We start from the raw sequence: 11,790 nt of genomic DNA, 5'->3' as shown, positions 1-11,790 counted from the left end.
CTTATCCTTGCCGCTTGAAGCCGGTCACGGCAGGCCGTGGCGGCCAGGGCAAGCGCTCGCGCCGCCCCTGGTTATCGAAAATCAGCCCCGTCTCGTCGATGTCCTGCAGCACGACGCCGGGCCCCAGGCGTTGCCCACGGCTGAAGCTGCGCACTTGCTGGCCGTAGCGCAGCACCACCACCGAGGCGCTCAGGGGCACGGCACGCAGGCTGCCGAGGTACTGAACCGGCAGGCGCGTCAACGGCAATGCACCGCTGTCGGCGGTCACTTGCCAGTGGCCCACCAGCAGCCCCGGCAGCGCAGCCGTATCGACAGCAACGGCACGGGCCGGCTGCGGTTCACGGCTGAGTTGCAGCACGCACTGCGCCGCCAGCCAGGCACCGAGGGTCAGCCACAGGCCGCCCCACAATCGCTGGGCGCTGATCAACTGACGCCTCTGGGATGCCAGCCGGGATGCCCTTGTACATAACGCACGCTGGGCAGATGCAGAGCAGGTAACTGCCAACCGCTCGGTTGCGTGGCCAACCACGCTTCGACGCGCTGCCACAGCGGTTCACTCGCGTTGGCGTCGTAGGCCATTGAAATACTGCGGCACATGCCGTCGAGCGGAGCCAGGCCGGAAACGCGCTTGCCGGTCGGGCTGTAATTGACCTGCCAGGTCTGCCCCTGCCAACGCGGCAGATCACGACTGCTGTCGAGCAACAGAGGGTTGCCGAACAGCTGGTCGGCAGCACTCTCCAACACGCCTTCGAGAGCCTTGAGCGGCGCGTCCACGACGGGAGCCGGATAGCCGCCAGTCAGGCTGATCAGGTGTTCACGGGTGATCGCCTGGCCGGCGGCAACCGGGCTGTCATAACGCAGACCGGGCAACAGCACCTGCATCTGGCCGTCATCGGACAGTGCCTGGTGCAACAGGCGGTCCCAGCTACCACCGCGGGTATCGCGACGCCACAGCGCTTGTGGCGCCGTTGCCAGGGGCTGATCGAGCCAAGCGGCGTGAGGCGCTCGCTGGCCTTGCAGCTGTGTACGCAGGCGTGCGGCGTGCGCCTGGCCAGCTGGTGAAAGCAACTGCTCGAACGCGGGGTGAAAGCGCGCAACGAACTGCCATCGCCCGGCGTGCCGCTGACACCCGATATGAAAGGCACCGCTGGCCCGACAACCACCGAGTACTACCGGCACCAGTCTGCCGCTGGTCTGCAGCACCTCGATCGGCGCTGGCCAGAAATCCTGGCCGCGGGCGCATAGCAGCAGGTCGGCATCGCTCAAGCGCTCGGCCAGCCACAGGCCAGGCCCGGTCCCCACATCGGCGAGGGCAATGACCAGATCGGCCTGGGCACGCGCTTCCTTGAAGGCCGGTAGCAGCGATTGGTACCACTGCTTCAGGGAGGCGTTCTGATCGGCGGCATAAGGGTCGGTCACCCCGACGACCGCGATCCGCAACCCGGCGCGCCGGATGATGGTGAAAGGCTCGGTGCCCAGCGCCTCGGCCTGGGTTTGTGCGAGGCCGGCGCCGACGACGGGCCGGGCGAAATGTCGATAAAGACCGGCGCAGCGTTGTGGCCACAGCACGCGCTCATCGCTGCTGACCCGCACCTCACTGCCAAGCAGTTGGCTACCCTGTGCGCCGCTGCTTCCCTGCGTCAGGTAAGCCAGGCCACTGCCGTTCCAGCCCTGGCCGTTTTCCAGGGTCAGGCAGCGCTCGGTACCGTGGCGCTGGCGTAGATCTTCTAGCAAGGCACCCAGCACTGCATAGCCGCCCGTGGTGACACCTTCGGCCAGACGCGCGTCGAGAAGTGGATTAAGTTCGCTACGCGACTGATGGGCATTGCTGCCACTCAGCCATGGCGCTCGCCCAAGATGCGAAACTGGCCCCAGCCGAGTGGCCGGCACTACCGGTTGCCCGGGCTGGCGTGCATCCAGGGTATCGGCGAAATACAGCAATTCCAGTTCGGATTGTCCGTCCTGACGCGGGGTCGCGAAGCCCGAGCAGGCACTCAGCAAAGGCGCCATTGCACCGATGCCCATCCAGCTCATCACTTCACGTCTGCCGATGTCTGTCATCGCCCCACCCGCCTCACCTTTATGCATTGTCGGGGCGGGATACTGGGCAGCTTATGTGACAGTTTAATGGCGGTTATTCGACAGCCACACTTCGACCTTCAATCGAAAAAATCAGATAAATCAGAAAGGTAGCGTCACAAAGCTTTCAATAGCCGTTAACAGAACTGCCAGAAAATCATCACATTCGGTCTCTAAAGTCCCGGTTTCCTCAAGCCGCTTCAACAGAAAAAGGACATGACCTGATGAGTCGAGATACCGGCGATAACCTGGACCGTAACCCCAGTGGCAACCTGCCGATGGCGTCGGTTCTGGATTCGTACCTGAGCCGCCGCAGCGTTATGCGCGGTGGCCTGGGCGCCGCGATCGCCATGATCGCGGGCACCGGCCTCACCGGCTGTTTCGACAGCGGCGGTTCCAGCAACGACAGCCCTTCCACCGAGCCACCCGTCGAGCCGAAACTGGCCCTCGGCTTCCAGTCCATTGCCGGCTCGCGCACCGATGCCTGTGTGGTAGCTGCCGGTTACAGCGCCTATGTGCTGGCCCCCTGGGGAACGCCGTTCAACAGCGCCGGTGGTACCTGGCAAGCCGATGGCAGCAACACCTCCATAGAGCAGGAAAACTCGGCAGGCATGCACCACGACGGCATGCACTTCTTCCCCATCAACGGCCGCTCCGATGATGGCCTGCTGGCGATCAACTACGAGTACATCGACGAAGACGCCCTGCACCCGAACGGCCAGACTTTCGTCAATGGTCAGCGTCCGGCCGAAGAAGTACGCAAGGAAATAAATGCACACGGCGCGGGTGTTATCCGCATCAGCAAGGTCAGCGGCCGCTGGCAGGTGGTCGATAACGATCCACTGAACCGTCGTTTCACCACGGCCACCGTCATGGATATTTCCGGCCCGCTGAGCGGCACGGATCACCTCAAGACCAAGTTTTCCCCCACCGGTACCCAGACCCGCGGTACCAACAACAACTGCGGTAACGGTTACACCCCGTGGGGCACCTACCTGACTTGCGAAGAGAACTGGCCGTCGATCTTCATCAACACTGGCAGTCGCCCTGCCGATCAGTCGCGCATCGGTGTCAGCACTGGCGCTGGCCGCTATAGCTGGGAAACCGCGGCCGGGGATGCCTCGGAACTGAACGACGAATTCACCCGCTTCAACATCACTCCAAGCGGCGCCTCGGCGATCGACGACTACCGCAACGAAGCCAGCACCTATGGCTACATCGTCGAGATCGACCCGTACGACTCCAGCACCCGCGCGGTGAAACGTACCGCCCTGGGCCGCATCCGCCACGAAGGCTGTTGGCCGGCGCTGCCGGTAGTCGGCAAACCGGTAGTGTTTTACACCGGTGATGACTCGAACAACGAGTATCTGTACAAATTCGTTTCCGATGCAGTGTGGGACGCAGCCGATGCCAACCCGAGCGACCGCCTGGCCACCGGTGCCAAGTACATGGACAGCGGCACTCTGTACGTCGCCCGCTTTGATGCCGACGGCACAGGTGCGTGGATCCCTCTGGTAGCCGCCACACCGACGACCAATGGCAGCACCCTGGGCGCCGTGTTCACCGACCTGCCGGGGATCATTCTCAACACGCGGGGCGCAGCCGATGCAGTGGGCGCAACGCCGATGGATCGACCGGAGTGGACCGCCGTCAACCCGCTCAATGGCGACGTTTACCTGACCCTGACCAACAACAGCGCGCGCACCGCAGCAGCCGTAGACGCAGCCAACCCGCGCGGCCCGAACCGTCACGGTCACGTCATCCGCTGGCACGACAGCGACGATCAACTCAGCTTTGCCTGGGACATCTTCGTATTCGGTGCCAACGCCTCGGGCACGCCCGACATCAACCGCTCCGGCCTGACCGAACTCAACCAGTTCGCCAGCCCGGATGGCATGAGTTTCGACAGTCGCGGCATCCTCTGGATCCAGACCGACAACGGTGAATCGAGCGTGACCAGCTACACCAACGACCAGATGCTGGCGGTAATCCCCACTAATCTGGTTGACGCCACTGGCAAGCAGGTACCGGTCAACGCCCAGAACCAGGTGGACCTACGCCGTTTCTTCGTCGGCCCCAACGGCAGCGAGGTCACCGGCATCACTTTCACGCCGGACAACAAGACGATTTTCGTCAACATCCAGCACCCCAGCAACTGGCCGTCCACCGACGTTGCCACGGACGAGACGCCATCCGGCACCACCGTTCGCCCACGGGCCTCAACGGTGGTGATCCAGCGCAACGACGGAGGCGAAATCGGCGTCTAACCCGCCCCACGGCACGGGGTCATCCCGTGCCACCCCTCTTTACCTAGATCGAGCTGCGCGACACCCAGGCCCTTCTCCCTTGTATCGCCAGCGACAAAGCACCTGCTGCGTAAGATGAAAATCACCACGCCTTGTAGGAGCCGCGCCCCGCGACCCGCAGTTTTCAGAATGCCCACCCCATTACGATGGCTCCCACGCTCCAGCGTGGTAGCTAAGCCCCAGGCGCTCTGCGCCTGCTCCGACTGCGCACTGCATGCAACAGCGGACGCGGAGCGTCCTTGGATGGATTCCCACGCAGAGCGTGAGGAACGATCAGTTGAGTGGCCGCTTTTGCCTTACTGCCCTCGAATCACAGAATACAGGCGCCCAGAAACCCAAAGATCGTGAACAGGTTTTCTTTCAGTGCCCTAGGGTCTGTCGCGTTGAAACGGCAACAGCCCCTAGAACGGCAAGGGTTCACGGCTGATCACCTGCACCCGCTGAGCGGGCACCTGGGCGTGCCAGCGCACCACGCCCTGGGCCTGCACCTGAAACTGGCTGGTGATCGGCCGACCATCCGGCTCGAACTCGAGTTGCAGCATGAAATCACCGCTGTTGAGTAGCAGCCCTTCGCTCAGGCGTTCAAAAGTCGCGTCGTCGACGGAGCCCAGGGCCTCACGCAGGGCAGCCGCATCACGGTAACCGTTGGCGGGTCGGCCGGTGACGATGCGGGCCAGCAGCGAACGCGAGAACTCGCCCTCGTAGAGCGCATCAAGCTGGGGCAAATGCTCCAGACTCAGCGCATTGGCATTCAAGCGCCAGCCCGATGTCTGCGGCAGCGCACAGAGCTGAGGATAACGCTGCTGTCGCCCAGACTGCGGCGTGAGCAGCAGGTTCAGCTCGCTCATGTCCACCATCGGCTGGTTGGCAGCGAGCCGAGGCGGCGTCTGCCGAAGGTACTGATCGCTTTCGGCGCCGTGCAGGCGGCTCTGACCATCACTGTCGATCCAGTCGGCCAGAGCCTGTACGAGCTGCTCGGCAGCCAGATCGTCACCGAGCAGATACTGCAACTGGCGCTCGGCACGCTCAGCCTCCTGGCCGGCCAGCGCATTGACGTTGAAGCAGCTGTGCAGATCGCGGATGCGCAAGGTCGCCGCACCGCCAGCAAAATCGTAACGCAGCGGCTGCCCACGCAGGGCTTGCCAGAAAAGCGGGCTCTGCCGCCAAGCCGGATCCCTCAGAGCTTGCTCGGCGAAGGCCAAGCCGGCGACTTCCAGGGCCCGCGCCTGGATCCGCTGCTGCTGCAGGCGCACCGCATCGACCTGTTGCCGTCCCTGTTGCACCATCCACGCCAGCCCGCCGGCGAGCATGGCCAGGGCCACCAGCACCATCAATAACGCCGCGCCACGTTGCCGCCTGCATCCCATCACTCGCACCCCGAACCAAAGAGCCGACAGTCAACAGGTCGAATGTTGCAGCGACGTGGCAAAACGCACTTCCGGTCATCGCCGCGTCACCGTAGCGTCATAAAGCCCAGGCAGATTAGCCCTTCAATTTCATAGCGTTGGAGAATTTTCATGGGCGGCATCGGTATCTGGCAATTGGTGATCGTGCTGTTGATCGTGTTCCTGCTGTTCGGCAGCAAGCGCCTCAAGACACTGGGTGGCGATCTGGGCGAAACCATCCAGGGTTTCCGCAAATCCATGGCCAGCAGCAATGCACCCGACGAGGCGCCGACGCAGGTTGAGCAGAGCACGCCTGTGCATGGCACCCAACAGTCTCACGCCCACGCGGATCGCCAGGCCTGATGTTCGAGGTCGGTTTCACCGAATTGCTGCTGGTGAGCGTGGTGGCGCTGCTGGTGCTCGGCCCGGAGCGCCTGCCGGTCGCCGCCCGTACCCTGGGGCGCGGCCTGGGGCAGGCGAAACGGGCAATGCGTATGCTGCGCGACCAGGTCGAGCGTGAGCTGGATGCCGAAGCCGTGGGCAAGGAACTGGACGCCGCACCGTTGCGACAACTGGAGCAGGAACTGCGTCGCGGGATCAACCTGCAGGCACAACCGCAGCCAGCAACGGGCAAGCCGGAGGCCACCACATGAGCGACATGCCGCTGACCGCTCACCTGGGCGAACTGCGCAAACGCCTGGTGCGCTGCCTGCTGGTGATCCTGCTGGCATTCCTGGGCCTGTTTCCGTTCGCACAGACGCTTTACACGATGATCTCCGAACCGCTGCGCCGCTACCTGCCCGAAGGCGCGAGCATGATCGCCACCAGCGTAACCTCGCCGTTCCTGGCGCCCTTCAAGCTGACCCTGATGGTCGCCGTGTTCATCTCGATGCCGGTACTGTTGCATCAGGCCTGGGGCTTCGTGGCACCGGGGCTGTATCGCCGCGAGCGGCGCATCGCAGTGCCGCTGCTGGTGTCGAGCATCCTGCTGTTCTATGCCGGCATGGCCTTCGCATTCTTCGCGGTATTCCCGATGATGTTCGGCTTCTTTGCCAGCGTCACGCCGGACGGCGTGGAGATGATGACCGACATCGCCCTGTACCTCGATTTCATCCTGGCGCTGTTCCTGGCATTCGGGCTGGCGTTCGAGATTCCGGTGGCCACCTTCATCATCGTCTGGGCCGGGCTGACCGACGTCGACACCCTGCGCCGCAGCCGGCCTTACGTGATCGTCGGCTGCTTCGTGGTGGGCATGATGCTCACCCCGCCCGACGTGTTCTCGCAGACCATGCTGGCGGTGCCGATGTGGTTGCTGTTCGAAGTCGGCCTGCTCGCCTGCGGCAGCATCCAGCGTCGGCCCGAGCAAGAAAGCGAGCAGGAATTGGCAGTCACTGATTAAGGCTCGAAATGGGCGCCTCGAGCGCGGCAAAGATTGCGGAAGTTGATCTATCGATAGCCTGCTGGCGGGCGGCAGGCTGAGTCAGAACTGCAGATCGGACAAACGCCACACTTCAAAAGCGGGCACCTCGTAAGGGTGGCTTTTCTTCATTGCCTTAACCGCGTTGTGGATCAGCTCATCGGCGACCACCAGTTCGACCTTCCACTCGGCGACAGTCGTCAACTCCCCGCTCTGACCAATAAACGGAGAGCTGCCTTCGAGCGGAAGAAACTGGCCACGGCCGAGCGTTTGCCAGGAGCACTGCTCGTAATTACCGATACGCCCGGCACCAGCCGTAAATACCGCAGACTTTACGCTTTCGAGATGATCTTCCGGCACGTAGAAACACAGTTTGTACATCAACTACTCCGCTGCAAGTCGCTGAAAACTATCGGCTAATCATGCCATAGCATGATGGCACCGTGCCGCCCCAGGTTCGTGACGCAGGCGACACTACGGAATATTCGACTGGGCTGCCGGGGCTACCGTTCCCGGATGCTTCGACCATTCGGCATTATTAATTCGCGTCTTTATCGGCTGGTAAGAACAAAAACGCCAGGCATTGCCTGGCGTTTTAACGGCCTGCCAAAAATGGCAGGCCGGCTTGCTGCTGTCGTGAGTCAGCGATCAGTCCACCCACACGCGCGCGTTGCGGAACATGCGCAGCCAGCCGCCATCTTCCTGCCAGTCATCCGGGCGCCAGGAGTTCTGCACGGCCCGGAACACGCGCTCCGGGTGCGGCATCATGATGGTCACACGGCCGTCGCGGCTGGTCAGGCCGGTAATGCCGCGCGGCGAACCGTTGGGGTTAGCCGGGTAGCTTTCGGTAACCTTGCCGTGATTGTCGACGAAACGCAGCGCGACGGTGCCGGACAGGTCGGCTTCCAGCAGTGCCTCCTCGCTTTCGAACTCGGCATGGCCTTCACCGTGAGCGATGGCAATCGGCATGCGCGAACCGGCCATGCCGCGCAGGAAGATCGATGCCGACTCCTGCACCTGAACCATGGCGACGCGGGCTTCGAACTGCTCGGAACGGTTGCGCACGAAGTGCGGCCAGAACTCGCTGCCCGGAATCAGCTCATGCAGGTTGGATAGCATCTGGCAGCCGTTGCACACGCCAAGGGTGAAGCTGTCCTTGCGTTCGAAGAAGCCCTGGAAGGCATCACGGGCACGGGTGTTGAACAGCGCCGACTTGGCCCAGCCCTCACCGGCGCCAAGTACGTCGCCGTACGAGAAGCCACCGCAGGCGACCAGGCCCTTGAAGTCGTTCAGGTCGACACGACCGGCGAGGATGTCGCTCATGTGCACGTCCAGCGCAGCGAAGCCAGCGCGGTCGAACGCGGCGGCCATTTCCACCTGACCGTTGACGCCCTGCTCACGCAGCACGGCAACCTGTGGACGCACGCCCTTCTTGATATACGGCGCGGCGATGTTGTCGTTGACGTCGAAGCCGAGCTTGACGCTCAGGCCGGGATTGTCTTCTTCCAACAGCGCATCGAATTCCTGATCAGCGCAGTCGACGTTGTCGCGCAGACGCTGGATGCGGTGGCTGGTTTCAGCCCACTGACGCTGCAGCAGGCGACGCTGGCCGGTGAACACCGGCTGGTCGTTGAATTTGATTGCGACGTCGCCGTTATTGACCGGCTGGCCGATCACCGCGACGCAGTCACCGAGGCCGGCCGCGCTGAACTGCGCCAGCACGTCCGGGGTGGCATCCTGGCGAACCTGGATCAGCGCACCAAGCTCTTCGTTGAAGAGGATGGCCGCCAGCTCTTCGCGGCTTTCGGCCAGGCCGTCGAGCTGCAGGTTCAGGCCGCAATGACCGGCGAAGGCCATTTCCAACGCACTGACCAGCAGGCCACCGTCGGAGCGGTCGTGGTAGGCCAGCAGATGACCGTCGGCGTTGAGCCCCTGGATTACCGCGAAGAAGGCTTTGAGGTCTTCGGCGTCATCGACGTCCGGCGCCTGGCGGCCGAGCTGGCTGTACACCTGGGCAAGGATGGAAGCGCCCATGCGGTTCTGGCCACGGCCGAGGTCGATCAGGATCAGATCGGTCTCGCCCTTGTCCATGCGCAGTTCGGGGGTCAGGGTCTTGCGGATATCGGTCACCGGTGCGAAACCGGTGATGATCAGCGACAGCGGCGAGGTAACGCTTTTCTCGGCGCCCTTTTCACTCCACTTGGTCTTCATCGACATCGAGTCTTTGCCGACCGGAATGGTCAGACCCAGCTCGGGGCACAGCTCCATGCCAACGGCTTTCACCGTGTCGTAAAGGCGCGCATCTTCACCCGGGTGACCAGCAGCGGACATCCAGTTGGCCGACAGTTTGATGTCAGACAGTTTCTCGATGCGCGACGCCGCGATGTTGGTCAGCGTTTCACCAATGGCCATGCGCCCGGAGGCCGGGGCATCGAGCAGCGCCAGCGGCGTGCGCTCGCCCATCGCCATCGCTTCACCGGTATACACGTCAAAACTGGTGGCGGTGACGGCCACGTCTGCCACCGGCACCTGCCACGGGCCGACCATTTGGTCGCGAGCAACCAGGCCGGTAATGGTGCGGTCGCCGATGGTGATCAGGAAGCTCTTGCTGGCCACAGCTGGATGACGCAGCACGCGCTCGGCGGCTTCGCTGATGTCCAGGGTGCTCGGGTCGAAATCATCGCCCTGCTCGGCTTCACGCGTCACCGAACGGTGCATGCGCGGCGGCTTGCCGAGCAGCACTTCGAGCGGCATGTCGACTGGGGTATTGCCGAAATGGCTGTCGGTGACGGTCAGTTGCGGCTCTTCGGTGGCTTCACCGACCACCGCGAACGGGCAACGCTCGCGCTCGCAAATTGCCTGGAAGCGGTCGAAATCGACAGCGCTGACGGCCAGCACGTAACGTTCCTGGGACTCGTTGCTCCAGATCTCGTGCGGGGCCATGCCCGGCTCGTCGTTGGGCACGTTGCGCAGCTCGAAACGGCCGCCACGGCCGCCATCGTTGACCAGCTCCGGGAAGGCGTTGGAGATGCCACCGGCGCCGACGTCATGGATGAAGGCGATGGGGTTCTGGTCGCCCAGCTGCCAGCAACGGTCGATGACCTCCTGGCAACGGCGTTCCATTTCCGGGTTCTCGCGCTGTACCGAAGCGAAATCCAGATCCGCCGAGCTGGCGCCGGTAGCGACCGAGGATGCTGCACCGCCGCCGAGGCCGATCAGCATGGCCGGGCCGCCGAGCACGATCAGCTTGGCGCCAACGGTGATTTCGGCCTTCTGCACGTGGTCTTCACGGATGTTGCCCATGCCACCGGCGAGCATGATCGGCTTATGGTAGCCGCGCACTTCGTCGCCGTGGGGGGTGCTGATCGATTGCTCGAACGTACGGAAGTAGCCGGTCAGCGCCGGTCGACCGAATTCGTTGTTGAACGCGGCGCCGCCCAGCGGGCCTTCGATCATGATGTCCAGCGGCGTGACGATCCGCTCAGGCTTGCCATAGGCCTGCTCCCACGGCTGTTCAAAGCCGGGGATGTTCAGGTTGGAGACAGTGAAACCGGTCAGGCCGGCCTTTGGCTTGGCGCCGCGGCCAGTAGCGCCTTCGTCGCGGATCTCGCCGCCGGAACCGGTGGATGCACCGGAGAACGGCGAAATGGCCGTCGGGTGGTTATGGGTTTCCACCTTCATCAGGATGTGCACCGGCTCCTGCACCGCGCCGTACTGGCGGGTTTCAGGATTGGGGAAGAAGCGCCCGGCGGTGTGGCCGACGATGACCGACGCGTTGTCCTTATAAGCAGACAGCACGTTGTCGCTGTGCATCTGGTAGGTGTTCTTGATCATGCCGAACAGCGACTTTTCCTGGCTTTCGCCGTCGATGTCCCAGCTGGCATTGAAGATCTTGTGGCGGCAATGCTCGGAGTTGGCCTGAGCAAACATCATCAGTTCGATGTCGTGCGGGTTGCGCGCAAGATTCTGAAAGGCGCTGACCAGGTAATCGATTTCGTCTTCGGCCAGGGCCAGGCCCAGCTCGGCGTTGGCCTTTTCCAGCGCAGCGCGGCCGCCACCAAGGATATCCACGGCGGTCAGCGGCTTGGGCTCGGCATGGCTGAACAGCTGAGCGGCATCTTCAAGGTTGCTCAACACCAGCTGGGTCATGCGGTCGTGCAGCACAGCCGCGGCCTGCTGGGCATCGGCATCGCTCAGCGCGCCAGACACGTAGTAGGCAATGCCCCGCTCCAGGCGGCGAATCTTGCCCAAGCCGCAGTTGCGGGCGATGTCGCTGGCCTTGCTGGACCAGGGCGAAATGGTGCCGAAACGCGGGATGGTCAGCAGCAGACGGCCGCTGGGCTCCTGCACCGGCACACTCGGGCCGTACTTCAGCAGACGGGCCAGCACCTGCTCTTCGTCGGCAGTCAACGCACCGTCGACATCGGCAAAGTGTGCGAACTCGGCGTAAAGGCCGGTCACAGCAGGCACCTTGCTGGTCAGTTGCTCGAGCAATTTACCGTGGCGAAAAGCAGAAAGGGCGGGAGCGCCGCGCAGGATCAACATCGGGGACAGCCTCTGGGAAGGGGGTGTACTTTGAGGCCGCGTATTCTAGCCTAAAGCG

The 11,790-nt window shown here is 63.3% G+C and carries 9 protein-coding genes; 4 read left to right on the top strand and 5 right to left on the bottom strand.

The window, feature by feature from the left end:
* Position 1: 1 nt before the first annotated feature.
* Entirely contained in the window at positions 2-427 is a 426-nt protein-coding gene (locus BLS60_RS02120; protein WP_092364103.1) for a pilus assembly protein PilZ, read from the bottom strand.
* Complete coding sequence (locus tag BLS60_RS02115; RefSeq protein WP_092364100.1) at positions 424-2,061, bottom strand: bifunctional UDP-sugar hydrolase/5'-nucleotidase; 1,638 nt, start codon at positions 2,059-2,061, stop codon at positions 424-426. The genes BLS60_RS02120 and BLS60_RS02115 overlap by 4 nt, the downstream gene beginning before the upstream one ends.
* Positions 2,062-2,303: 242 nt before the next feature.
* Between BLS60_RS02115 and BLS60_RS02110 the strand changes: the two genes are divergently transcribed.
* Positions 2,304-4,346 carry a PhoX family protein gene (locus tag BLS60_RS02110; RefSeq protein WP_092364098.1) on the top strand — a complete coding sequence of 681 codons (2,043 nt, stop codon included), beginning with the start codon at positions 2,304-2,306 and terminating at the stop codon, positions 4,344-4,346.
* 440 nt (positions 4,347-4,786) lie between these two features.
* Here BLS60_RS02110 and gspK read toward each other — a convergent pair whose 3' ends face one another.
* Positions 4,787-5,752 (bottom strand): type II secretion system minor pseudopilin GspK, encoded by a 966-nt coding sequence (gene gspK, locus BLS60_RS02105; RefSeq protein ID WP_092364095.1) that lies wholly within the window; start codon positions 5,750-5,752, stop codon positions 4,787-4,789.
* A gap of 144 nt (positions 5,753-5,896) precedes the next feature.
* Here gspK and tatA point away from each other — a divergent pair, with 144 nt between their 5' ends.
* Genes tatA through tatC form a run of 3 tightly spaced genes read left to right on the top strand, consistent with a single transcriptional unit; the run spans position 5,897 to position 7,169 of the window.
* On the top strand, positions 5,897-6,133 hold the full coding sequence (gene tatA, locus BLS60_RS21780) for a twin-arginine translocase TatA/TatE family subunit (protein WP_208597279.1): 237 nt from the start codon (positions 5,897-5,899) through the stop codon (positions 6,131-6,133).
* Positions 6,133-6,423, top strand: coding sequence for a Sec-independent protein translocase protein TatB (tatB, locus tag BLS60_RS02095; RefSeq protein WP_092364090.1), 291 nt, complete (start codon positions 6,133-6,135; stop codon positions 6,421-6,423). The genes tatA and tatB overlap by 1 nt, the downstream gene beginning before the upstream one ends.
* Positions 6,420-7,169 (top strand): twin-arginine translocase subunit TatC, encoded by a 750-nt coding sequence (gene tatC, locus BLS60_RS02090; RefSeq protein WP_092364087.1) that lies wholly within the window; start codon positions 6,420-6,422, stop codon positions 7,167-7,169. Before tatB ends, tatC begins: the two co-directional genes overlap by 4 nt.
* Positions 7,170-7,250: 81 nt before the next feature.
* Here tatC and BLS60_RS02085 read toward each other — a convergent pair whose 3' ends face one another.
* Positions 7,251-7,568, bottom strand: a complete 318-nt coding sequence (locus tag BLS60_RS02085; RefSeq protein ID WP_092364084.1) for a YqfO family protein — start codon at positions 7,566-7,568, stop codon at positions 7,251-7,253.
* A gap of 267 nt (positions 7,569-7,835) precedes the next feature.
* On the bottom strand, positions 7,836-11,732 hold the full coding sequence (gene purL, locus BLS60_RS02080) for a phosphoribosylformylglycinamidine synthase (RefSeq protein WP_092364081.1): 3,897 nt from the start codon (positions 11,730-11,732) through the stop codon (positions 7,836-7,838).
* Positions 11,733-11,790: the final 58 nt, after the last annotated feature.

Origin of the sequence: Phytopseudomonas seleniipraecipitans (assembly GCF_900102335.1) — a bacterium.
GTDB lineage: Bacteria > Pseudomonadota > Gammaproteobacteria > Pseudomonadales > Pseudomonadaceae > Aquipseudomonas > Aquipseudomonas seleniipraecipitans.
The sequence above is the reverse complement of the archived record's forward strand: the minus strand, read 5'-3'. Positions and strand labels throughout refer to the sequence as shown.

Coding starts and splice junctions, on each gene's coding strand:
- BLS60_RS02110 (WP_092364098.1), top strand. CDS start 2,304: ATGAGTCGAGATACCGGCGATAACCTGGACCGTAACCCCAGTGGCAAC.
- BLS60_RS02085 (WP_092364084.1), bottom strand. CDS start 7,568: ATGTACAAACTGTGTTTCTACGTGCCGGAAGATCATCTCGAAAGCGTA.
- BLS60_RS02115 (WP_092364100.1), bottom strand. CDS start 2,061: ATGACAGACATCGGCAGACGTGAAGTGATGAGCTGGATGGGCATCGGT.
- gspK (WP_092364095.1), bottom strand. CDS start 5,752: ATGGGATGCAGGCGGCAACGTGGCGCGGCGTTATTGATGGTGCTGGTG.
- tatC (WP_092364087.1), top strand. CDS start 6,420: ATGAGCGACATGCCGCTGACCGCTCACCTGGGCGAACTGCGCAAACGC.
- purL (WP_092364081.1), bottom strand. CDS start 11,732: ATGTTGATCCTGCGCGGCGCTCCCGCCCTTTCTGCTTTTCGCCACGGT.
- tatB (WP_092364090.1), top strand. CDS start 6,133: ATGTTCGAGGTCGGTTTCACCGAATTGCTGCTGGTGAGCGTGGTGGCG.